This is a genomic window from Vicinamibacterales bacterium (assembly GCA_036012125.1).
Taxonomy (GTDB): Bacteria; Acidobacteriota; Vicinamibacteria; order Vicinamibacterales; family UBA823; genus UBA11600.
In genome coordinates, this window is sequence record DASCOS010000025.1 from 54,964 (window position 1) to 77,391 (window position 22,428).

The following is a 22,428-nucleotide window of genomic DNA, read 5'->3' on the forward strand; positions in this document are numbered from 1 at the left end:
TCAAACATCACATCCCGTCGTACTGCGGACCTCCTCCACCTTCCGGCGGAACCCAGTCGATGATCTGATACGGATCAATGATGTCACAAGCTTTGCAGTGAACGCAGTTTGATGCATTAATCTGCAACCGTAAATCGTCCCCAACTTCCACCATCTCATATACGTTAGCCGGACAGAACCGAATACAGGGGTTCCCATATTCTTCACGACAACGTGTACGGCAGATATCTAAGTCTTGAACTAATAGGTGTGCTGGCTGGTCTTCTTCGTGGCGCGTTCCTGAAAAATGTACATTTGTTAGGCGATCGAACGTCAATTTTCGGTCAACAGGGGCTTTAATGGAGTTACGAGTCGCTCCATTCAGCCCATGGTAAACCGCCATCGTCTGCATTCGCTTATGACCGATAAGATTCGGCACCGGATCGCGGAACCACCAACCCCGTGCTAGTAACGACAGTCCAGCAAAAGCAAGTCCAGCTATTAGTCCATGCCCAAAACCCTGATGTACGTTGCGTACAGGATACATTTCTCGTCGAACAGGGCCATCATCGACTAAGGTCTGGAACGCCTGCAACCTGACAGCCGATGGATCACTTGCCAGCACAGCATCGAGTGCCACCTGCGCCGCATAAATGCCTGTCCACATTGCAAGATGGATCCCCTTTAGACGCAGAGAGTTCAGAAATCCCACAGCATCGCCAACCAGTAATGCACCGTCGATGTAGTATTTCGGCACCGCATGCCACCCACCCTCCGGCAGAGCCTTCGCTCCGTACCTTAACAATTGGCCATCAGCAAGCAGACCTGATAACAAGGGGTGACACTTTAACCGCTGGAACGCCATGTGTGGATCAAACAAGGGATCTTGATAATCGAGACCGGTCACGAAACCTAGGGACACCCGGTCAGGTGCCAAGCCATATATAAAGCCACCACCGAACTCCTCGGAACGGAGTGGGTATCCGAGGGTGTGCATTACAGTCCCGGGTTTGACCCTACCAGTCGGGACCTCCCAGAGCTCCTTGATCCCAAGAGCGTAACTTTGGGGTTGCGAAGCAGCGTCAAGCCGAAACCGTCGCAAGACCGTCTTTGATAAGTTTCCTCGCACGCCATCAGCAAAAATCGTTACCGCAGCACGAATGTCAACTCCGGGCTCAAAGTTCGACTTTCGTTCACCCCCTCGATCAACTCCACGATCACCTGTACGGACACCCACGACGCGGTCGCCGTTATAAAGCACCTCAGTAGCAGCGAAACCGTTAATCACATCTACGCCGGAAGACTCCGCTTGCTCAGCTAGCCACTTTACAAACCGGTTCAAAGAGATAATGTAACAACCATGGTTCTTGAGTGGAGGCGGCGTGAAAGGGAACCGGATCGCGCGCTTCTCAGTCAAGAACAAGAGCCGATCCTCGTGCACCGCTGGCCCTAGCGGTGCGCCGAGTGATTCAAAGTCTGGAAGAAGATGGTGGAGCGCACTTGGATCGAACACAGCACCAGATAACATGTGTGACCCGCTATCCCTAGACTTCTCCAGCACGGTAATGGCCAGTGGGGTGCCACCCCGAGACTTCTGCAACTGTGCCAGATGCAAGGCTGCAGATATGCCCGCTGGGCCACCACCGACGATCAGGACGTCGACCTCAACCGTTTCGCGCCTCAAGGTAAACTCTCCAGTTCAGAAATTATTGCAGGCACAATTTCGAACAAGTCACCCACCACACCATAGTCTGCAATCTCAAAAATAGGCGCATCAGCATCTTTGTTAATCGCAACGATCGTCCTAGCGCCCTTCATACCTACAACATGCTGGATCGCACCTGACAAACCAACTGCAAAATAGAGAGTCGGCGCCACCGTCTGGCCGGAACTTCCTACCTGACGGTCCATCGGCAGCCAGCCCATGTCGCAAATCGGGCGTGAAGCTGCAATCTCAGCACCCAGCACGGCAGACAGACGCTGAACCAACTGGAGATGCTCTTCGCTTTTAATACCTCGGCCGACCGCGACGATCCGGTCTGCCTGCGATAGATCCACCACCTGTTTTGCCTCTTGAAATGCAGGCTCCGGGCGCTGCCGCAGTGCGGCGGCTTCAAAAATCACAGGAACAGTTCGTCTTGGCGCTGAGGTGTCACCGTAAACAAGAGTATCCGCGCTGATCGCGCCATTTTGGAACGTAACGATGTGTGGCGGCGGCCCCAGGGCCACCACGTCAGCCATCAACTTACCTTGAAACATAGGACGACTGAAGATCAGGTTGTCGTCCCGACGCACCGCACAAACACAATCGGTGATTAGAGCGCGGTCGAGTGCCCCGGCCAGCGCTGGCACGAAATCTCTAGATTGATAGGTATGGGAAAATACAACAAGCTCAGGCGACTCAGCTTCGATTAGCAAGGTTAGGGCACGTACAAAGCCATCGGCCGTGTACTGCTCAAGCGCATCCTTATCGAGTACAAGTACCTCGGCCACATCAGCCGTGGCAAGTTCTTCTGCAGTTCTGTCCAAACGGACACCGAGAATCGCAACCTTGACCTTGCCACCAATCTGCTGCGCTCCCGCTAGAGCTTCCCAACTCCCGCGGTTTAGCGCTCCATCCCTCTGCTCGGCAATAACAAGAATCATTTTGGCATCCAATGGATGCTAATTAATGTGCTCACGCCCCATCACAGCACCCGTGCTTCATCCCGTAGCAGCCTCACTAGCTTCTTGGCAGCCTCCGAAGAAGTTCCATCAACAAAGTGTGTCTGCTTTTCCTTTTCTGGTGGATACAGCGCTACGATTCGCTGACGTGCCTCACCAGGTGCTACAGCCTGAATAGTCCGAATTTCCTTCTTTTTAGCAGCCATGATGCCCTTCAGGGTGGCATACCGTAACTGGTTGATCCCACTCTGAATCGTCAGTAGCGCAGGCATCGGCAACGCAACCCACTGGAACCATCCGCCCTCGAGTTCACGCTTGACTCTAACTGCGTCATCACTGACTTCAATATCCATCACGATGGTAGCGTGCGGCAAACCCAGAAGTGCAGATAAGATGATGCCGGTCTGGGCAAAGCCATGATCATCAGATTGGAGGCCTGTGAGTACAAGAGAGGCCTCCTCAAACTTGATGGCGGCGGCAAGCGCCTGAGCAACACCGAACGCATCTATTCGCGCGGTATCATCACTGACAACGTGAATGGCTCGATCTGCACCTCGAGCCAACCCTTCACGAATAACCTGAGTCACCCGAGCTGGCCCCATCGAGCAGACTATCACTTCACCGCCATGCTTCTCTTTAAGACGTAGCGCGGCTTCGAGCGCGTAAGAGTCTGGCTCGTTCATCTCAAAGCTAGCATCCTGTTCTCGGACCCAAGTCCCCTGAGCATCAACTTGGAATGGCCAATCACGGGTGAGCACCTGCTTAATGCAGACAATAATGTTCATGTTGTTAATTAGCGCGGATGCGCAACGAGAAGACTAAACGAATGATGACCCTGTAGCGTTCAATGGGATCGACTACGAATCGCACCGTTTGAAGAGAAGTACAGCGTTCGTACCCCCGAACCCAAACGAATTCGACAACGCATACCTAATCAACGCAGGACGTGCCAATCCCGACACATAGTCAAGGTCACAGTCAGGGTCGGGGGTATCAAGATTAATCGTCGGCGGGAGCGTTTGTCGTCGAACAGCCAAAGCGGTGATACCAGCTTCCAAACCACCCGCCGCACCCAGTAAATGCCCAGTCATCGACTTGGTTGAGGATACAGCTAGTTTGCTGGCTTGACCGCCGAAAACGTTCTTAATCGCCAATGTCTCCAATTTATCGTTGTAGGGAGTCGAGGTGCCGTGCGCATTAATGTAATCGACTTGGTCTGGGGGACACTCCCCGCGTGCCAGTGCCGCCCGTATAGCTCTCACCGCCCCATCGGCATCTTCGGAGGGCGCCGTCACGTGGAAGGCATCTCCCGACATCCCGTAACCAACTAGCTCCGCGTACAACGGGGCCTTCCTCGCTATTGCCTGCTCGTATTCCTCAAGAATGACGACTCCCGCACCCTCACCCATAACGAACCCATCACGATCACGGTCAAACGGACGACTCGCACGCTCGGGCTCGTCGTTCCTCTTAGACAAAGCTCTCATCGCCGCGAAACCACCAACGCCGAGTGGTGTGATGGCTGCCTCAGAACCACCCGCAATCATTACATCAGCTGCGCCTCGACTGATGATTTCAAACGCGTCACCGACCGCGTGAGCAGAGGCCGAACAGGCAGTGACCGTCGCAGAATTGGGCCCCTTAGCCCCAAAACGGATCGAAACCTGTCCAGCAGCAAGATTAATGATGACTGACGGAATAAAGAATGGTGAAATTTTTCTCGGACCGTCCTTGAGTAACGACCGATGCTCGCGTTCGATGGCACTGAACCCTCCTATGCCAGACGCGATGAAGACTCCAACCCGCTCAGCAATCTCCGGCGTAACTTCTAAACCGGCATCGCGAACCGCAAACTCGGCGGCAGCAATAGCGTATTGAATGAAGACGTCCATCTTCTTGACGTCCTTCTTGGCGATAAACTGCAAGGGGTCGAAGTTCTTGACCTCCCCTGCAATGCGTGTCGAGAACTCAGACGCGTCAAATCGGGTTATAGACCCGATACCACTACGCCCAGCGCAAAGCGCCTCCCAGTTCTCCTCCGTGCCAACTCCTAACGACGACACGAGTCCAACGCCGGTGACAACAACTCGCCTCTTCACACAGCCTCCGCGTGTCTACAGGCGCTACTTCTTGGCCTTGGAGTGCGTCTCGATATAGTCAACGGCTTCCTTCACTCGAGTGATCTTCTCCGCATCCTCATCAGGAATCTCGATATTGAACTCTTCTTCCAGCGCCATGACCAGCTCGACTGTGTCGAGCGAATCCGCTCCTAGATCATCGACAAAGGAAGCATCCGGGGTTACTTCCTCCTCACCAACGCCGAGTTGCTCCACAATGATGCCCTTGACTTTGTCCGTGACGACCATTCACACCTCCTACATGTACATTCCACCGTTAACACCTACAACCTGCCCAGTAATATACGATGCCTCGTCGGATGCAAGAAACCTTACCGCATGTGCGACTTCGGCGGGAGTGCCCATCCGGCCAAGCGGCACCAATGACTGCCAGTCGTCCCGACCTTTACTACCGAGAGCCCGTGTCATATCAGTGTCGATCAATCCAGGCGCTACAACGTTTGCCGTAACACCACGAGAGGCAACTTCTTTGGCTACCGCTTTGGTAAAGCCGATTAAACCAGCTTTCGACGCAGCGTAACTCGCCTGACCCGCATTACCCATCTGTCCCACTACAGAACTGATCGTGATAATGCGACCGAATCGCTGCCGTATCATAGGGCGAAGGACTGCCTGAACACATGTGAAAACGGCCGTAAGATTCGTCGTCAGAACGTCGTCCCAATCCTTTCGCTGCAGACGAAGTAATAGCTGGTCACGAGCGATTCCAGCATTCGCTACCAAAACATCGATTCTTCCTAACCTCTTCACCACATCACTAACCAGATTACGAACAGCATCAGGTTCAGTCACATCGAGACTCGCAAGTTCGGCTCGGCCTCCTGACGCTAAAATCGTCGCTACCGTCTCCTCAGCATGTTGCGCGCGCGCGGCGGCGACAACCATACAGCCAGCCTCAGCGAGTTGTTCGGCGACCGCACGCCCAATACCACGCGATGCGCCCGTAACAATTGTCACACGGTCACCTATTTTCGTCATGCAATCACCCGGCAGTCTCTAGCAAGAGACCGTTCCCTCAACCGTTGGGACTATCCAATTAACTCCTTAGCGTGGTTCAACGTGGGTAACGTATCCACCGCAACCGCCCGAAGAGCACGGTCAATTTTCTTCATCAGCCCGGTTAACACCGAACCCGGCCCCACCTCAACATACGTGCGACTACCATCCGATGCAAGACGTCTAATAACTTGCTCCCATAACACGGGCGAAGCGATCTGCTGAATAAGCGCATCAATCGAAGCCTGAGCATCGCGTTTAGGCTCAGCATCAACATTAGCTACGACCGGAATGCGGGGATCGGTTGCACTCAGCCTTCGTAATTCCGGCGCCAGCCGATCTGCCACAGGCTGCATCAGGGCACAGTGAAATGGCGCGCTCACCGTCAACGAAATGACACGTTTCGCGCCCATCCTTTTTGCCACTTCACCGGCACGATGTACGGCCTCACGGTCGCCAGCAATCACGACTTGCCGAGGAGCATTTAAGTTGGCGGGCGCGACAACCTCACCGTTGCCCGACTCATCGCACGCCTGCTTGACGCTACTAGCATCTAAACCCAGTATGGCAGACATCGCACCAGCCCCAACAGGCACAGCCTCCTGCATATATCTACCCCGACGCTTCACGATACCCAGTGCGTCTGCAAACGCTATCGTACCTGCAGCCACATGTGCGGAGTACTCACCTAGGCTATGCCCGGCGACGCACGTCGGCCTCAGACCACGCTCAATTAATCCTCGATACATTGCGACACTCACTGTCAGAATGGCCGGTTGAGCATTCTCAGTCAACGTTAAGTGTTCTTCTGGACCTTCAAAACAAAGCCTACTGAGTGACTCGCCGAGCACTTCATCGGCCTCCTCAAAAGTAGTGCGACACTCAGGATACGCGTTCACAAGATCGCGGCCCATACCCACACATTGTGACCCCTGCCCTGGAAAGATAAACGACAACATCTCTAATTTCTCAACCAACCAACTACTGCTGTGAGTAAGTGGTTTCGAGCACGGTAACCTGAGAGCTGTTTCACGCCTACTGGACCGGTTACATTCACAATGCGCACATTCGGCGACTTATAACCTACGCGCTGTTTGATCTTGTCACGGGAGGCATTGCTCCCCGATCAACATGAAATACTCAGAGTCTCCACGCTCAGATCTTGAAATGGTCCCCGCTTACGACTCGTCGATTTCACGAATCGGGCGGCCTCTATAGTATCCACAGTGCGGACAGACCTTATGCGGCGGCTTCATCTCATGACACTGCGGGCACTCTCCCATCGGAGGCACCGACAGCGCATCGTGCGTTCGTCGTTTGGCGGTACGCGACTTTGAATGTCTCCGTTTCGGATTCGGCATCATCAACTCCTTACTCGATCACTTACGTTATTTCGAAGACTTTCCTTTCAGTAGTCCATCAAGAGCAGCTAATCTCGGATCACGCCATTTGATCGAGCATTTACAATCGGTAAAATTAAGATTCTTGCCGCAAGCAGTACAAAGCCCGCGGCAACCTTCCTGGCAAAGTGGCTTCATCGGCAATGCCAAATAGAACTGTTCGGCCATGAGTTGTCGGAGATCGATCTGATCGTCGCGATAAAAGGCTACCGTTAAATCTTCATCGCCGATCTCCACGTCATTCGTCCCAGTGTTCAGCGCTTCAGAGACGTAGCGAAGGTCGAACGCCACGTCCAACTCTGTGTCACACAACTCTCCACACCGACAGCATTGCACTCGAAGCCTCGTAGCAAGATGACCTGCCAATTGATACCAATTACGGATCTTCTCGACATCGCACACTAGCTCTACGGGTTTGCCGACGGTGAATTCGTCAGTTGCCTTAAAAGCCGACGGTGGATAGGTCCGTTCAAGGCGAACACGAGGTTCGCTCAGAGTCTTGAGATCCAATAGCATCTGGCAGCCTACACAAGCGGTTCCGAACCCGAGATTTTAACACGAATGGCAGAATATTCACCGTGCTTGTACGCCTCACACCAACTCAACCCAAGGTTTTGGAATGAACAGTCGTTCGTAAAGACTCACCGCAAACCGATCGGTCATACCAGCGAGGAAATCCCGCGCCGCAGTATCAATGCCCTCAGTCGCTACTATACCCTCGTCAAGGAAGGCTTTAGGTTGCTCATGTACTTTTTCCCAAAGGCCTCCAAGAATCCCCGATGCCTTTTTGAACTCAACTGTTGCATCGCTGTTCTCATACACCGCCTCGAATAGAAATGCTCGAAGGGCGAGCAGCGCATCCAAGACTTCTTCGCTCATTCGTACCCGGTCGAGCTCTGCCTGCATCGTTTGAAGTATTACATCGGTCACGAGTCGACTGATCCGCTCAGATTTGGTGCCCCCTAGAAGCGCTATCGGCTTGGCTGGAAGGTCCGCCTCCGCTAGGAGACCCGCTCGTAAGGCATCGTCGATGTCGTGATTCACATATGCAATCATGTCAGCAACACGCGCTACCTGCCCCTCAAGCGCCGTTACCCGATCTGTATCCGCTGCACCTACCGGTGCACCATGCTTTCCCTTCGAGTGTTTGGCAATTCCGTCCCGCACTTCCCAAGTCAAATTGAGACCTTGACCATCGTTTTCTAGTCGATCCACGATGCGTAAACTTTGTTCGTAATGATTAAATCCGCTGGGAATGAGTTCCCGTAACACTCGCTCACCAGCATGTCCAAAAGGTGTGTGACCTAGGTCGTGTCCTAGTGCAATGGCCTCAGTCAGCTCTTCATGCAGACGAAGAGCTTTCGAAACGGTTCGCGCGATCTGGGAGACCTCAAGTGTGTGTGTCAGGCGTGTGCGGTAGTGATCTCCAGCTGGTGAAAAGAACACCTGCGTCTTATGCTTCAATCGACGAAACGCCTTACAATGCACGATACGGTCACGGTCGCGTTGAAATGCAGGACGGATCGGATCCTCAGCTTCGTCTTGAGGCCGCCCTTTACTTGCATCACTCTTGGAGGCCTGAGGGGCAAGAAACTCATGTTCGCGCGCTTCAAGTCCTTCTCTTATCGTAGCCATCTCGTTCATCTCACACGCTTAAGCCCTGGCCGACTTACTGACTATGCCCCTAGTGCGATCTCGCTGAGAAAGCTCATGCCCGACGCGAGCGGTTTCAATCCAAGGCCTTCAGCAATTGTTTGACCGACATCGGCGAAGCTCGATCGGGTCCCCACGTTCGTGCCAGCACGAACCGACGATCCGGAAATAAGAACGGGCACATACTCACGCGAGTGATCCGTACTTGGAGTTGTCGGGTCATTCCCGTGGTCAGCGGTAATGATAAACAGATCGCCGCCCTGAATATATGGAAGTAAACTGGCCAGCCGACGATCAAACTGCTCCAAATTAGCCGCATATCCCAACACGTCATTTCGGTGACCGTAAACAGTATCGAAGTCGACCAAGTTGGCCATAATGATGCCTTGTGGCGTCGACGTCAGTGTACGCTCAAGTGCATCCATTACGTCATCATCGGATGAAGTGTGGACCGCCTTTGAAATACCTCGGCCAGCGAAAAGGTCATCAACTTTGCCAATCGTTACCACTGGAACCCCAGCGGCTGTTGCCCGATCGAACAACGTGTCACCTGGCGCTGGGCACGTAAAATCTCGTCGCCCTGCTGTACGCTGGAAGGCCCCAACTTCACCGGCGAAAGGACGGGCGATGACCCGACCTACACCTAGTCCCTCAACCATGATCTCAAACGCAATCTCACAGCAACGATACAGCTCGGGCACTGACATTATGGATTCATGGGCAGCAATTTGGCAGACACTATCAACTGATGTGTAAACAATTGGTGAACCAGTCTCAAGGTGCTCTCTTCCAAGTCTCTCAATGATCTCAGTTCCTGAAGCTGTTGAATTACCCAAGGTCTTATAACCAATCCGGCGTTCGAGATCGGCAATGACGTGTAAAGGAAAACCGTCAACAAATAGAGGAAACGGACGGTCAAGGACCACGCCGGTCAACTCCCAGTGTCCCGTCACGGAATCTTTGCCCGGTGAGGCCTCAGCCATCCGTCCGAATGCCGATAACGGCACCGGTGACGAACCTCCAAGATCGACAACGTTCCCAAGCCCCATCGCGCGAAGCGTCGGAATCAAAAGGTCTACGTGCCGCGCAATGTTCCCGAGGGTATTACTACCCTCGTCCGCGTACTCCGACGCATCAGGCAGCGCACCAACCCCGGCGCCGTCAAGAACAACCACAATCGCACGGGAGAACGAAAAGGATGAGGGTCGCACCGAACTTCCGGCACCCGCCATAATCATGGGCACCGTTCGCCTCATAACACTACAGACTCTGACCGAGCTACCACGTTGTCACGAACGATTTGTTCCGCCAACCTAAACGCGTGCACCGGTCCATCGTCAACCTGAATCCAGTGTAGATTAGGCTCTTTCCTAAACCAGATCAACTGACGCCGAGCGTATCGACGGTTGGCCCGTATGATGTCATCACGCGTACTCTCCTCGGTGCCAACTCCATTTAAAAAAGCCAACACTTGCCGGTACACCATGCCACCGAATGGCAATGCCGAGTCAGGTATACCCATAGCACGCAACCGCCGGACTTCGTCGATGAGCCCTTCGGTAAGCTGACTTTCTACACGCCGCGCCACTTTCACTGCTGTCAGGTCACTTGACTGGCGTAAGGCAATACCAATAATGCTATATCCAATTAGCGGTGAATGGGTCCCGTCGAAGTGGCGTGTCAGAGGCCGTCCGGTGAGATAGTAGACTTCCAAAGCTCGAATTAAGCGCTTTGCGTCTCTGGCATGGATCCGATCGGCTGATTCGGGATCGACATGTCGAACTAAACGGTGCAGCCGTTCCACGCCGTATCTGTCGCTCAAGGCCAACAACCGTTCCCGAAGGTCGGAGTCCCGCCCAGGGCCAGGAAATAAACCGCGAGTGAGTGCACGATAGTAGAGTCCCGTACCACCAACAAGTATCGGCAGCCGCCCCCGAGCGATGGTCTCAAATACTACGGCACTCGCATCGGTAGCATACCGCGCTGCCGAATAGTTCTCACGTGGATCGACAACGTCGATCAGGTGGTGCGGTATTCCTCGACGCCCTTCCAACGGAACTTTATCAGTACCAATATCAAATCCTCTGTAGACAGCTGTCGAATCACAGCTGATCACCTCACCGCCAAAACGCTCAGCGATTTCGATTCCCAACGTGCTCTTGCCAGTTGCAGTTGGACCGACGATTGCGACCAAGATCTTGGTCTTACTCGGCAGTCGGGTGGACGGACCGCCCGCTAATCGGCCACTCAAATACCGACCTCCACTACAGATTCGGGAACCACAACCTAAAGATTGGCACTAGTTAGAGGGGCGGGCGTTCATTGTAATAAAAGGTGACCGTGAAGAACGCCTTGTCAGCTGGATATTCTGACGGCAACGGCTGTGTAGGGTCAGATGCCAACAGAGCGTTGCGTGCCGATAAATTAAACGAGTCGATTGTTGATGGCTGGATAACAGTCACGTCGGTCAACATACCGTTCTTATAAACGTTGAAGGTAACCACCGTGTGTCCCTTAAAAGCCATAGCCGCGTATGGCACCAGCCAGTTACGTTTGATCTGAGCGATAAAGCGCCGAATCCATGGCCCAAATTCTACGCCCTTAGTATCGAACTGAATCGAAGGACCGAACTGTCCGCCTCCTCCACTTGGATTATCGAAGGTCTCTTGATCGACATACCTCTCAAGATTGCGGATAACTTCACCTAACGAACCGCCAGATAATGGCGCCTGGACTCCCGACGGAGGAATTCTAGATGCTGTCCTCGGTGCGTCGTTACCAACTGTACCGGGATCATTTATGTCGACCTCACCAAGTTCTCTGTCGTCGATGACACCAGTATCGGCCGCATTCGCCAACACCTCAGCCTCATTAACCACGGCATCTTCAGGACTAGCAAGTTCCTCAACAGTTTCACCATCCGGTTCACCATCGGCGGGATCCAATCCTGGACCATCACCCCTTACCTCCTCGGCAAGTTCTGGAAGGATGACAAGTTCAGAAGAATCGCCACGCGCGAATGGAACCGGATTCAGTGGCTCAGCCGAACGCTCAGGAGCCATCGCCGAACGATCCCGATCTGACAGCATGCCGACATCTGGGGACTCTAGTGCCTCAGTATCAATGCGTGGTTGAACAAAAACAAAGCGTTCGGCTTGGCGCTGTTCTGCCAACCGCTCTTCAAGAAGCTCTGCATTGCGAGCCGCGCGCTCTTGTGCGCGACGTTGAACTACCTCTTGGACAAACGGCAGCCCAGGAATCAGTAGTACAAGCACCAGTAGCAAGACATGGCCCAGAACCGAAATCAGAAACCCCTCGCGGCGCGACATCGGACCGTCAAAAGACGGCGGGTCGGGACGCGATGAATCGAACTCAAAGTACATAAGTCAGTAGGAAGATTATAACAGCCAGCAATTTCCCTATTGATCAGGTGCGGGTTGCCAAATACAGATATACAACACCGCAGGTAAGTGGAATTGTCCGCACATTCGTGAAGCCCGACTCCACCAGCAGGGCCGACAACGCGGCCGGAGTTAAGAAGGACTGTACCGAGGCCGGCAAGTAAGAATAAGCCTCCGAATGACGCGAAACGAGGCGGCCGAGGCGTGGCAGGAAATGCGTAAAATACCACCGGTACAGCCCTCTGAAGACCGCGGTTGAAGGCATGCTAAATTCGAGAATTGCTAGACGTCCGCCGGAACGAAGTACACGACGGATTTCGGCACAAACCAGTTTGCTATCTGAGACGTTTCGGATCCCAAAACCGATCGTCACCACGTCGGCTGACTCATCTGACAACGGAATGCACGACACGTCCCCGCGCATTAGGTGGACGGACGAGTTACTCGCGAAGCGTTGTATCTTTTGAGCTCCTAAGTGCAACATCGCACTGGCAAAATCAATCCCAACGACATGCCGTGCCCCGGAACGACGTGAGCGAATTGCCGCGAGTGCCAGGTCGCCAGTCCCTGTGCAGAGATCAACAAGCGTTTCCTGCCCACTTAATTCGAGTTCAGCGATTGCTCGAGCACGCCATCGTCTATCAAACCCAGCACTCAATAGATGATTCAGGATGTCATATCGTGGTGCGATAGCATTAAACATGCTCGCGATATAGTGAGCGTCCTTCTGAAGAGGTTTCGGACCGACGGTCATTCCTTCCATGCCGGGTACAGATTATGCTTCAGCCCAAGTGCTGCCAAAATTTTCCCTGCCATGAAATCCGCTAGATCGCTTAGCTCTTTAGGTCCTTGGTAGAACGCAGGCATCGCGGGAAGGACCATCGCCCCTGCTTCGGCACAGGTAACCATGTTTCTCAACTGCGGTAGGCTCATTGGAGTCTCGCGTGGTACAAGGATTAACGGATGACGTTCTTTCAACATTACGTCGGCCGCCCGCTCGGCTAGATTCCGTGACAGTCCGTGGGCTACCCCAGCCAGCGTTTTCATTGAACACGGCACGATAACCATCCCGTCACAGCCATGGCTACCGCTCGCAATACCCGCACCAAGATCTTTGTTCGAATGTAGCTGCAAGCTCCCACGCTCAACAGTCTCACCATAAGTCTCTATAAGATGCGGTAATAAACGGTCAGCGGAAACACTGAGCTCCTCCATTAGAAGCCGACGCCCAAAGTCACTCACGACCAATTCAACATGGAACGTTCGTTCAAGCAGAGCGGCAACGGTGCGTACAGCGTATAGCGCACCGCTGGCACCAGTAATGGCAATGGCGATCGATCGGCGAGATTCATCCGACATAGATTGCTGCCGAAGTGGTCGCTAAATAGAGAATGCCGACATAGCCATTCAAATCAAACGCCTGCTTAATACGCGACAAGTCATTAGCGCGCACGAGAGACTGCTCGTAGACTAACAGTGCCGCTACTACACCCACACCGAAAAGATAAATCTGCCCTAAACTCGTTACCGCAGCTAGTGCTGTGAGCATGACGACCGTCACCACGTGCATACCGCGAGAGATCCACAATGATTTCAACACCCCGTATCTGACTGGAATGGATCGTAGGCCCTGGTTCCGATCAAATTCAACATCTTGGCAGGCATACAGCACATCGAAGCCCCCGACCCACATCCCAATCGCCACACCGAGCAACCATGGTTCCCAACCCGAGCGCCCGCCCGCGGCCAGCCACCCCCCAACCGGCGCAACTGCCATTGCAAGTCCGAGAAATAGTTGCGAATAGTTCGTATATCGCTTCGCCAGCGAGTACCAAAAAGCGATTGCCAATGCAACAGGCGACAAGGCAAGACAGAGGACAGAAATCTGAGAGGTCACAGCAACGAACACCGATGACCAACACATTACAAACATCACCGCTTGGAAGCGTGAAATGACGCCGCGGGGTATTTCTCTCGCCTCGGTACGAGGGTTCAACGCATCGTGTCTCGCATCCACTAGACGGTTGAAGCCCATTGCCGCGGTGCGGGCAGCCACCATAGCGGCAATGACCCAGCCCACACGACTGAGTGTGACTTGTGTGTACCGTGACGCTAGCAGCATGCCCGCCAAAGCGAACGGCAACGCAAACACCGAGTGACTAAAACGGACGAATGAGGCGTAAGCTTGGATCCGACTCAGCATCAATCCACCCCTCCTCGATTCGGGAACAATGACTAGCTACTCCTCCCTCAGGACACGTCCTCGAGCCAAGTAATGTCTGAAGCACCGATACCGCAGACCAGATATTCTTCCACATCACTGACGGTCTCGGGAAGTGCCACAGTAATCAAGTCCGCACTCTTCCCCGGCTCAATCGTGCCAAACTCATCCTCCCAGCGGAGCGCTCTCGCACCCCCAATCGTGGCGCTCATGAGTAAGGACGAGGCCGGAACCTCTGGTGAGATTTCCCGCAGTCTCGCAATTTCGGCAAAAAGATTTAGGTCGGGTACGCTAGCTAGGCTGTCCGTACCGACCGCTAGGCTGACACCAGATTCTATAAAACGATTAATGGGGGGCGGTCCGACTCCTGTCCACACATTACTTCGTGGACAGGTCACTAACGTTACGCCACTTTCCGAAAGTCCAAGAAGGTCCTCAACACTTAAGTGCACGCCGTGTACGACGATGACCGAAGGGTCGTGCCAACCAACCCGCTTAAGAAACTCGACCGGGCTGCACCGGGGAGGTTCCCAAGATGGATTCCATGCACCACGTCGCTCCAGTAACTGCCGCCAAGGGCCTCCGCCATCGTCGAGAAACACTAATTCCTCAGCCGATTCGGCTAGATGCACGGTGATTGGCGCCATTGGACATTTGGAACTTAATTCGCGGCGTAATGCTTCAAATAATGCAGGTGACACCGAATAGGGCGCATGCGCAGCAACACTGACTCTGACGCCTTCGACTTCGCTCGACAAGTCGGTTGCCTCGACCGCGGAACGCGCTTGGGCATCAGGGTCGGAGGAGTTGAACCCCAGAAGTTCGTGAAAGACCACCGCCGAAAGAGGCGCTCGCTTAAGTGGCGCGACCGTCGCCAAGGTGTTACTGATGTCCCCAACGAGAGCTGTGCCATGACGCCTTAACTCAACGATGGACGATTCAATAGCATTACGTTTCTCAATGTCAGCGCCAAGCTTTGAACTAAGGACCTCATCGACCCACTCAGGCATTGACTCAGTAGGTGCTATGCGGCCTCCTAGAAACGAAAGTTCGAGGTGCGTGTGCGCGTTAACTAGACCAGGTAATACTACGGCTGAACCGAGATCAACGTAGTCTTTGCTGGCTGTAGAAGTGTTCGAGGGGGCCGGACCAATGGAAACAATGCGCCCACGATCGAGCGTAACACTGGCATTCTTGATTGGGGGAGCCGCGATGGGGAGAGCCCAAGCAGCGCGGTAACGACGCATCGGGAAGAGGACCCTCTATCGCTGGACGCGCTGCCGCTTTCCACTAGGCGTCCTAGCACGATATCTCACCAATTCTTCCGGCACCGAATGATCATTAGCAGCCCTAGCTTGGGCGAGCGTGGTCATCCTTGGAACGTCACGTTGCCGCACGACTGGATCACCAAGCACTTTATAGTGCACATTCCGCCGTTTCGGAATAAAACCGGCGTTTTCAATATTTCTAACAATTTCTAACTCGTCCATACAGAAGGCGGCACCCGCAGCCCGGACAACGTTTTCTTCAATCATAACGCTGCCCATATCATTCGCACCGTATGACAAGCTGAGCTGTCCGACTTTGCCTCCTTGGGTGACCCAAGACGCCTGCATATTGTCAATGTTGTCAAGTACAAGCCTTGCCAAGGCTAAGGTGCGTAGGTAGTCCACTCCAGTTGCTTCCCTGCCACCACGCTCAGTATTTGACGGCTGGAAGCTCCAAGTGATGAATGCCGTGAACCCGCCAGTTTCGTCCTGAAGATCGCGTACGCGCATCAAATGCTCGATACGCTCATCTAAACTTTCGACCGTCCCGAACATCATCGTAACTGTGGTTCTTAGGCCCACACGGTGGGCCTCCCGCATTACACCTAACCATTCCCTGGTTGAAGCTTTGCTGTAGCAGTTTAGCTCCCGCCTTACCCGATCAACGAGGATCTCAGCGCCACCCCCGGGGATACTATCCAACCCGGCACTGGTAAGCCGTTCAATGATTGACGGTACGTCCAATTGGCAAAGACGCGAGAGGTGGATAATTTCTGGTGGCGACAATGCATGTAGTCGGAATGACGGATATCGCGTTTTGACTGCACGAAATAGATCTTCGTACCATTTAAGCGGAAGATCGGGATTATGCCCGCCCTGCAGTAGCAACTGTTCACCGCCGACTGCAATCGTCTCGTCGATCTTGGTAAACAATTCGTCAAAGCCGAGCACATAGCCTTCAGCAGACCCCACGGGTCGATAGAAAGCACAAAAATTGCACTTCGCCACACAGACATTGGTGTAGTTGACGTTTCGGTCGATGATATAGGTAACAATCCCAGATGGGTGACGACGAGCGCACGCCTCATCAGCCAGACAACCGAGCAGGTGGGTTGGTGCCTGTTCGTATAGGGTTAGAGCTTCCCTCCGGTTTAGGCGACCGCCATCACCCACTTTGCGAGCGATTTCGTCAACGGTCTGAGAGTTCACTGTCACGGCTCGTAGTAATTCAGTGGCGGCAGTAATTGCACAACACGCTGGTCCTTCGCAGCTTCAAGGAATTTCTTGAGACCGGCACGCGCAGAGTCATCGAGGGTGAAACTAATATTGTCACGAAGGTAATCCACCGCTATCTCAACCTTTCCCTCATCCCCTTCACAGAACTTAGTTGCAATAGCGTCGCTAGCCTTCACACCAGCATCTCGTGCAGCAGTCAAGGCCGCGATGTCCCCAGATTCGACCACTCCAGGACGCCCAGCCCAAAAAGCCCATACGAATGGAAGATTCGTCATTGCTGTCCACTCTTCACCGAGATCAATCTTCTCAATGCCAAGTGCATCATGGTCGGTAAACAGCGCCGCATCGCCGATGAGAAGTGCAGCGTCACAACGCTTAAGCATCGCCTTGATGTCTGGCTCTAGGGTCACAAACTTCGGTTCAATGTCAAACGACTGGGCACAAAGAACACGTAACAGCGCCACAGACGTACGGGAACTTCTATCAACGGCAATCGATCGCACCGCTGTAATTGGACGGCTAGCAAAGACGGCTACCGAAGCCACACGCCCTGTCGACGCGATCGCTACGTTAGGTACAACGTGATAGTCAGGCCGCTGAGTAACTTCAATTGATGGTATCAAGCCAAGGTCTACACTCCCGTCGTGGAGAAGCGAGGCACATCTCGACGGCACGTCGAAGCGTAACGAGAATCTATTGGTCTGCTGATCGAGTCCGTGCACCAACGGCCGTGCGTTCAGATAGGACACCGCCCCCAGACGAATCATCACATAACTCTCTCAAAGCAGCCGTTTCTTTCAACAGGCACAAACGCCGCGGCGCGAATATTCTGCCGGACTTCCTCCAACGATGTTCTTCGCGAACCCAAATCAACAGCATCAACGGCAGGCACAGCGTCGATGTCATCGGCACCGAAAGTCAGAGCTACCTGAGCCAACTTCGGTCCGTGCAATGTCCAGTCGACCTGAATCGAGCCAATATTGTCAACCAGTAAACGCGCTAGCGCAACCTGCCGAACATCGTCGTACCCAGTTGGTGGCGGCGCACCGGAGTCGCTCACTACATCAGCACGGGGTAGCGGAGCAAAAGCCCACACTCCGTTCGCCGGTAGCATCCAGCCAGCCACGGCCTTCACAAATCCGATCCTTTTATCACCGAGAGCCTCATGAATTGTAACGCGAGAAATCGCTAAACCTGCATCCACAACAGTGCTGATAACGGACTCGGGCTCAGGTGTACGGTCCACAACGAGCTCCGAGATGGCCGCCAGTCCTACCTCGAGTAGCTCATCCAATAAGTTTCTAAACAAAGCCATATCACCATTGGACATTTCCAAGAGATCATGAACAGCGTATCCCGTAACAGGTCTACCGGCCTCGGCAGCTAGTCGGACTGCCGATACCATCACTTCCGGAGAATCCGGAACACCGATGATCCGAAGCTCCATCGCCTCTCCTCTTAACTCCGGAGAAACCGATCCCTGCACAGGCACTTCAGCCACACGAACGAAAGTCGTAGAGTCCCCGTGTCGAGACCGTCGTACATCGTCAGCAAGCATGCCAAGAGAAAGTAAGTCGGTATTCAAGGTGAGGTTTTCCACCTGACCATCACTAAGTTGGCCACCTTCTGTCAACGTCGCGCGAAGGTCATCCAATGCCGCTTCATTAGACATAATCAGTGATCCGCTTTGTGATTTGCTCGGCGAGCGCTAGGGCGCGCCGTCCTTCCGCTCCTGATACAGCCGGATTTCGTTTATCACGCACCGCAAGCACGAAATCAGTGAGCTCACGCTCAAGCGGCTCCCCGCCCGTTACCTCGATTGGACCACCCTCGATTGTAGACTCTCCTTCTTCGTCAACCAAAAGACGCCAATGCTCAGCCTGTTGCTTAACATAATCCACTGACAAATAAGAACCTGACTGAAAGAACCTGATCTTTCGCACACGTTCTCGGCTGATACGACTTGCGGTTAAGTTTACAACGCAACCGGACTCAAACCGGATTCGCGCGTTCGCAATGTCAATGCGATCACTCAGAATCGGTACGCCGACCGCCTCGATGGATACTACGTCAGAGTTAAGCACGTTGAGAATAACGTCAAGATCGTGAATCATGACATCGAATACGACATCGATATCCAAGCTCCGTGACGTGTGAGCACCAAGCCTATGGACCTCGATAAACCTCGGCTTGTCGACTAGCGGTAAAGTCGTTGTCAACGCCGGGTTGAAGCGCTCGGTGTGGCCAACCGTAAGGCACGTACCAGAATGCTCCGCTAAGGCTAGCATCTCGTCGGCCTCGGCGAGGTTACTCGCCATCGGCTTCTCAACGAGCACCGGAATGCCAGCGTTAAGAAGTGGCCTGGCAACCTCCAAGTGGTTCTTTGTGGGAACCGCCACGATCACAGCATCCACACGGCCCTTAAGTGCTGCAACGTCGGTCTCAGCCTTCGCTGAGGTCCCGCGAGCGGCTCTAATCGCACTACCCTCATCGATGTCAACAGTGGCGACGAGTTCAGCGCCTGCTAGGGACGACAGAATACGGGCGTGTTGACTTCCTACGTGACCGACGCCGACAACTGCAACACGGAGTGAATGCTCTGTCACCGTGGCTACCCGGGGCATTCAATTATTCGTCCGACGACTGATAGTCCTGCCTCATCAGCCGCTTGCACGAACGCGTCGCCATCTACTATCAAAGTTCTACCCGCATCGATTGACAGTGCCGACGCACCAGCATCTCGCATCGCCTCAATAGTCGGTACCCCGACGACTGGTACATCGAACCGCATATCCTGATTCGGCTTTGCCACTTTCACAATACGGGTGCCAGGTCCCGCAAGCCGACCGGCTCGCCCAATGACCTTGTCCGTCCCTTCCATCGCCTCGACCGCGACTATGGTCCTATCTTTCACAACGACGGTTTGGCCAATATCAAGACCAGCAACGGTATCGGCTATCCGGTAACCGAACTCAAAATCGGCCAATTCATCAATCGTTGGTTCTCTGCGTGTCAACGTGCCAGACTTGGCTAGCAAGGACTCAAGAAAGGCTGTTGATTCAATTAACGTGATGCCGTGCTCTCCAAGGACATCCGCAATCGCCGATAGTAAAGCGTCGGTGGACTGCACCTGAAGCCGTTTCAACACCAACAGTAAAGTTGAATCCGGTATTAGGCCAGAAAACAACTTGGAGTGTTTCACCTGACCGGCCATTACAGCCTCGCTAACACCAGACTTTTTTAGTAATGAGATGCATCTCCCCAGTTGGCCTAGCGATACCCAATGGACAACAGCCTCCGGAACACCCTCCGCAGCTTGCTCAATACTGCGATCAGCCTCTTCCTGGATCGCCACAATGGTAACGTTTCGACCAAGTTGGCGTGCCCCATCGAGCACTAGGAATGGAAACCGGCCGTTGCCTGCAATGACACCGATGGGTGGAGTCTCGGAGACTGTGCGGCTAATCATCTACGATCAATTCGTCAAGACGTCGACCAGGCCTACGTAAGCCAACACCACGTTCCGACGACCGGATGAAATTCACGAGATAGTCAACCTCGGCACAGAGTAGCGTCTTGTCAGCTTGAATTCTTTCTAGCGCCTGGCTGGTATTGAGTTTCGACTGGAGGAGGTAACGGTACACGCGTTTAAGCTGGGTGATCACGCCGGGTGAAAAGCCTCTCCGCACCAGACCAATCGTGTTGACTCCATAAACCCGAGCACGGTTACCAACTGTTCGCGCATAAGGCAAGGCGTCACGGGTAACGACTGAAAACCCACCTACAAATGCGTGTTCACCAACTCGGCAGAATTGGTGGACGCCAGATAGAGCACTGATCGTCGCATAATCCTCAACCGACACATGTCCACCAAGCGTGGCACCGTTGCCGAAAATCGTATGGTTGCCGACTGTACAGTCGTGAGCAACGTGCGCATACGCCATAAAGAGGTTATCGTTACCGATCCTCGTAGTACCCCCGCCACCTTCAGTGCCCCGATGGACCGTAACAAATTCTCGGAAGACGTTTCGTTGACCAATTACCAGACGACTCTGTTCCCCATGAAATTTAAGATCCTGTGGAATTAACCCGATGGAAGCACAGGGAAACACCTTCGTATCGTCGCCGATCTCGGTCATGCCATCGACTACAGCCGAAGCATCTATATGACAACGCCGCCCCAGTTTGACGTGCTCGCCAATGATCGCGTGAGATCCGATGACGCTACCAGCGCCAATCTCCGCGCCAGGGGCCACAAGGGCCGTGGGATCAATCTCAATATCAACCTCTTTTACGCCAAGTAAAAGGGTTGCAGCGGCAACGGGCTGATTTTCAACGTCCGCCAGGCAATCAACTTCAGTTAATTCGCCAGCCGATCTACGAAGCTTCACCTCGAGACGCAGGCGATCACCTGGTACAACCTGCCGACGAAACTTCGCCTGGTCTACACCTCTAAGAAAAGTTCGCTGAGTAGCACGATCGGGGTCTTGTAATACTAGAATCGCCGCAACCTGTGTGAACGCCTCGATCATAAGCACGCCTGGCATCAAGGGCATACCAGGAAAGTGCCCTTGAAAGAATTCTTCGTTGAATGTGACGTTCTTGATCGCGGTGATTGAGCGGCCAGGCTCATGGTCGACAACCGAATCGACAAGGAAAGAGGGATACCGGTAACTGAGCTTATCGAGCGTTTCCGGAATGTTGATAGGCACGGAGGCTTCGGAACACGCGGCCACGACGCCGCCCTACGCGAACCAGCAAGCAGCGTCCAAGGTGCGGTCCGCTAGTCACATTGCGGCGAACGGGAGCGTTACGGTTATGGCTGGTCGTCGCCCCCTGACGCTGTATGCGCAGCGTCGAATCGAGCAATCACATCAGCAGTGATGTTGAGCCCTGGTAAGGTCCAGACCACCCCAGAATCGGTTACGCTGAATACAATATGCAACTGCTTCTCAGCAGCTATTTCTCCAATAATCGGCATTAGGCTATCTTGAAAATCAATCTGTAATTCTTCTGTCAGGGTTTGTACTTCGACCTGGGCGTCCTCGGTAGCACGTTGGATATCAATCTGCAACCGTCCGATGTCGCGCTGAAGTTGCGCGGCCGCAGTCTCACTCATCACTGTACCGCCCTGTTCGAGCTTCTCTTGAGTAGCCTGGAGTTCTGTGTTCATCGCGTTGATTTCGGCAATCTTCTCCTCATTGAGCGCCTGCACTTGTCCAGCAAGTTCTTGTCCACTGGCTGATTCGGCAGCGATCTGTGGCACATTGACCCAAGCTATGGGAGCCCCCTCCGGGAGCGCTACCTGCGCCTCTTGCCCAGCTGCCCAAACCTGACCGGTTCCCAGGCCCAGCACAAACACGGACATCGCGACAACACACGATACTTTCATCGACTGCTTCCCCTTCAGAAATCCGAGCATCAAAACCAACTCATACTCTTAACCGTGACCAAGCACTTCCGCTAGGCCAG

Annotated in this window: 24 protein-coding genes; all 24 read right to left on the reverse strand. The window is 53.7% G+C overall.

Annotated elements, in window-relative coordinates:
* Positions 1–7: 7 nt before the first annotated feature.
* Positions 8–1,663: an electron transfer flavoprotein-ubiquinone oxidoreductase gene (locus tag QGH09_08770; GenBank protein HJO18274.1), complete on the reverse strand. Its 1,656-nt coding sequence runs from the start codon at positions 1,661–1,663 to the stop codon at positions 8–10.
* The gene (locus tag QGH09_08775) at positions 1,660–2,625 is read right to left on the reverse strand and encodes an electron transfer flavoprotein subunit alpha/FixB family protein (protein HJO18275.1); all 966 of its coding nucleotides are present in this window, start codon (positions 2,623–2,625) and stop codon (positions 1,660–1,662) included. Before QGH09_08775 ends, QGH09_08770 begins: the two co-directional genes overlap by 4 nt.
* Before the next feature lie 41 nt (positions 2,626–2,666).
* A complete protein-coding gene (locus tag QGH09_08780) occupies positions 2,667–3,428 on the reverse strand; it encodes an electron transfer flavoprotein subunit beta/FixA family protein (protein HJO18276.1) in 762 nt (253 codons plus the stop codon).
* Between the two features lie 72 nt (positions 3,429–3,500).
* Positions 3,501–4,742, reverse strand: a complete 1,242-nt coding sequence (gene fabF / locus QGH09_08785) for a beta-ketoacyl-ACP synthase II (GenBank protein ID HJO18277.1) — start codon at positions 4,740–4,742, stop codon at positions 3,501–3,503.
* A 24-nt stretch (positions 4,743–4,766) separates the two neighbouring features.
* Complete coding sequence (acpP, locus tag QGH09_08790; protein HJO18278.1) at positions 4,767–5,009, reverse strand: acyl carrier protein; 243 nt, start codon at positions 5,007–5,009, stop codon at positions 4,767–4,769.
* Positions 5,010–5,018: 9 nt separating this feature from the next.
* Positions 5,019–5,759: a 3-oxoacyl-[acyl-carrier-protein] reductase gene (gene fabG, locus QGH09_08795; GenBank protein ID HJO18279.1), complete on the reverse strand. Its 741-nt coding sequence runs from the start codon at positions 5,757–5,759 to the stop codon at positions 5,019–5,021.
* Positions 5,760–5,809: 50 nt separating this feature from the next.
* Positions 5,810–6,736 carry an ACP S-malonyltransferase gene (gene fabD, locus QGH09_08800; protein HJO18280.1) on the reverse strand — a complete coding sequence of 309 codons (927 nt, stop codon included), beginning with the start codon at positions 6,734–6,736 and terminating at the stop codon, positions 5,810–5,812.
* A 219-nt stretch (positions 6,737–6,955) separates the two neighbouring features.
* The gene (gene rpmF, locus QGH09_08805; GenBank protein ID HJO18281.1) at positions 6,956–7,138 is read right to left on the reverse strand and encodes a 50S ribosomal protein L32; all 183 of its coding nucleotides are present in this window, start codon (positions 7,136–7,138) and stop codon (positions 6,956–6,958) included.
* A gap of 27 nt (positions 7,139–7,165) precedes the next feature.
* Positions 7,166–7,693, reverse strand: a complete 528-nt coding sequence (locus tag QGH09_08810) for a DUF177 domain-containing protein (GenBank protein HJO18282.1) — start codon at positions 7,691–7,693, stop codon at positions 7,166–7,168.
* A 75-nt stretch (positions 7,694–7,768) separates the two neighbouring features.
* On the reverse strand, positions 7,769–8,812 hold the full coding sequence (locus QGH09_08815) for a deoxyguanosinetriphosphate triphosphohydrolase (protein HJO18283.1): 1,044 nt from the start codon (positions 8,810–8,812) through the stop codon (positions 7,769–7,771).
* 41 nt (positions 8,813–8,853) lie between these two features.
* Positions 8,854–10,068, reverse strand: coding sequence for a phosphopentomutase (locus QGH09_08820; protein HJO18284.1), 1,215 nt, complete (start codon positions 10,066–10,068; stop codon positions 8,854–8,856).
* 14 nt (positions 10,069–10,082) lie between these two features.
* Positions 10,083–11,081 carry a tRNA (adenosine(37)-N6)-dimethylallyltransferase MiaA gene (gene miaA / locus QGH09_08825; protein ID HJO18285.1) on the reverse strand — a complete coding sequence of 333 codons (999 nt, stop codon included), beginning with the start codon at positions 11,079–11,081 and terminating at the stop codon, positions 10,083–10,085.
* 52 nt (positions 11,082–11,133) lie between these two features.
* Entirely contained in the window at positions 11,134–12,159 is a 1,026-nt protein-coding gene (locus QGH09_08830) for a TonB C-terminal domain-containing protein (protein HJO18286.1), read from the reverse strand.
* 97 nt (positions 12,160–12,256) lie between these two features.
* The gene (ubiE, locus tag QGH09_08835; GenBank protein ID HJO18287.1) at positions 12,257–12,994 is read right to left on the reverse strand and encodes a bifunctional demethylmenaquinone methyltransferase/2-methoxy-6-polyprenyl-1,4-benzoquinol methylase UbiE; all 738 of its coding nucleotides are present in this window, start codon (positions 12,992–12,994) and stop codon (positions 12,257–12,259) included.
* Positions 12,982–13,590, reverse strand: coding sequence for a UbiX family flavin prenyltransferase (locus tag QGH09_08840; GenBank protein HJO18288.1), 609 nt, complete (start codon positions 13,588–13,590; stop codon positions 12,982–12,984). Before QGH09_08840 ends, ubiE begins: the two co-directional genes overlap by 13 nt.
* Positions 13,580–14,434 carry a UbiA-like polyprenyltransferase gene (locus QGH09_08845; protein HJO18289.1) on the reverse strand — a complete coding sequence of 285 codons (855 nt, stop codon included), beginning with the start codon at positions 14,432–14,434 and terminating at the stop codon, positions 13,580–13,582. The genes QGH09_08840 and QGH09_08845 overlap by 11 nt, the downstream gene beginning before the upstream one ends.
* A gap of 47 nt (positions 14,435–14,481) precedes the next feature.
* Complete coding sequence (locus QGH09_08850) at positions 14,482–15,699, reverse strand: amidohydrolase family protein (GenBank protein ID HJO18290.1); 1,218 nt, start codon at positions 15,697–15,699, stop codon at positions 14,482–14,484.
* A 15-nt stretch (positions 15,700–15,714) separates the two neighbouring features.
* The gene (mqnC, locus tag QGH09_08855) at positions 15,715–16,929 is read right to left on the reverse strand and encodes a cyclic dehypoxanthinyl futalosine synthase (protein HJO18291.1); all 1,215 of its coding nucleotides are present in this window, start codon (positions 16,927–16,929) and stop codon (positions 15,715–15,717) included.
* Between the two features lie 2 nt (positions 16,930–16,931).
* Positions 16,932–17,723: a menaquinone biosynthesis protein gene (locus QGH09_08860; protein ID HJO18292.1), complete on the reverse strand. Its 792-nt coding sequence runs from the start codon at positions 17,721–17,723 to the stop codon at positions 16,932–16,934.
* Entirely contained in the window at positions 17,723–18,628 is a 906-nt protein-coding gene (locus QGH09_08865; protein ID HJO18293.1) for a hypothetical protein, read from the reverse strand. Before QGH09_08865 ends, QGH09_08860 begins: the two co-directional genes overlap by 1 nt.
* Entirely contained in the window at positions 18,621–19,580 is a 960-nt protein-coding gene (locus QGH09_08870) for a Gfo/Idh/MocA family oxidoreductase (protein HJO18294.1), read from the reverse strand. Before QGH09_08870 ends, QGH09_08865 begins: the two co-directional genes overlap by 8 nt.
* On the reverse strand, positions 19,568–20,425 hold the full coding sequence (gene lpxI / locus QGH09_08875; GenBank protein ID HJO18295.1) for a UDP-2,3-diacylglucosamine diphosphatase LpxI: 858 nt from the start codon (positions 20,423–20,425) through the stop codon (positions 19,568–19,570). Before lpxI ends, QGH09_08870 begins: the two co-directional genes overlap by 13 nt.
* Positions 20,418–21,668, reverse strand: a complete 1,251-nt coding sequence (gene lpxA, locus QGH09_08880; protein ID HJO18296.1) for an acyl-ACP--UDP-N-acetylglucosamine O-acyltransferase — start codon at positions 21,666–21,668, stop codon at positions 20,418–20,420. The genes lpxI and lpxA overlap by 8 nt, the downstream gene beginning before the upstream one ends.
* A gap of 104 nt (positions 21,669–21,772) precedes the next feature.
* Positions 21,773–22,378 (reverse strand): OmpH family outer membrane protein, encoded by a 606-nt coding sequence (locus QGH09_08885; protein HJO18297.1) that lies wholly within the window; start codon positions 22,376–22,378, stop codon positions 21,773–21,775.
* Positions 22,379–22,428 lie beyond the last annotated feature (50 nt).

Bases quoted from the DNA above. Each gene is read 5' to 3' on its own strand.
- QGH09_08865 (HJO18293.1), bottom strand. From the start codon at position 18,628: ATGTCTAATGAAGCGGCATTGGATGACCTTCGCGCGACGTTGACAGAA.
- QGH09_08820 (HJO18284.1), bottom strand. From the start codon at position 10,068: ATGATTATGGCGGGTGCCGGAAGTTCGGTGCGACCCTCATCCTTTTCG.
- rpmF (HJO18281.1), bottom strand. From the start codon at position 7,138: ATGCCGAATCCGAAACGGAGACATTCAAAGTCGCGTACCGCCAAACGA.
- QGH09_08850 (HJO18290.1), bottom strand. From the start codon at position 15,699: ATGCGTCGTTACCGCGCTGCTTGGGCTCTCCCCATCGCGGCTCCCCCA.
- fabD (HJO18280.1), bottom strand. From the start codon at position 6,736: ATGTTGTCGTTTATCTTTCCAGGGCAGGGGTCACAATGTGTGGGTATG.
- QGH09_08810 (HJO18282.1), bottom strand. From the start codon at position 7,693: ATGCTATTGGATCTCAAGACTCTGAGCGAACCTCGTGTTCGCCTTGAA.
- QGH09_08845 (HJO18289.1), bottom strand. From the start codon at position 14,434: ATGCTGAGTCGGATCCAAGCTTACGCCTCATTCGTCCGTTTTAGTCAC.
- acpP (HJO18278.1), bottom strand. From the start codon at position 5,009: ATGGTCGTCACGGACAAAGTCAAGGGCATCATTGTGGAGCAACTCGGC.
- QGH09_08840 (HJO18288.1), bottom strand. From the start codon at position 13,590: ATGTCGGATGAATCTCGCCGATCGATCGCCATTGCCATTACTGGTGCC.
- QGH09_08885 (HJO18297.1), bottom strand. From the start codon at position 22,378: ATGCTCGGATTTCTGAAGGGGAAGCAGTCGATGAAAGTATCGTGTGTT.
- ubiE (HJO18287.1), bottom strand. From the start codon at position 12,994: ATGGAAGGAATGACCGTCGGTCCGAAACCTCTTCAGAAGGACGCTCAC.
- lpxI (HJO18295.1), bottom strand. From the start codon at position 20,425: ATGATTAGCCGCACAGTCTCCGAGACTCCACCCATCGGTGTCATTGCA.
- QGH09_08870 (HJO18294.1), bottom strand. From the start codon at position 19,580: ATGCCCCGGGTAGCCACGGTGACAGAGCATTCACTCCGTGTTGCAGTT.
- QGH09_08815 (HJO18283.1), bottom strand. From the start codon at position 8,812: ATGGCTACGATAAGAGAAGGACTTGAAGCGCGCGAACATGAGTTTCTT.
- fabG (HJO18279.1), bottom strand. From the start codon at position 5,759: ATGACGAAAATAGGTGACCGTGTGACAATTGTTACGGGCGCATCGCGT.
- QGH09_08860 (HJO18292.1), bottom strand. From the start codon at position 17,723: ATGATTCGTCTGGGGGCGGTGTCCTATCTGAACGCACGGCCGTTGGTG.
- QGH09_08830 (HJO18286.1), bottom strand. From the start codon at position 12,159: ATGTCGCGCCGCGAGGGGTTTCTGATTTCGGTTCTGGGCCATGTCTTG.
- QGH09_08775 (HJO18275.1), bottom strand. From the start codon at position 2,625: ATGATTCTTGTTATTGCCGAGCAGAGGGATGGAGCGCTAAACCGCGGG.
- QGH09_08780 (HJO18276.1), bottom strand. From the start codon at position 3,428: ATGAACATTATTGTCTGCATTAAGCAGGTGCTCACCCGTGATTGGCCA.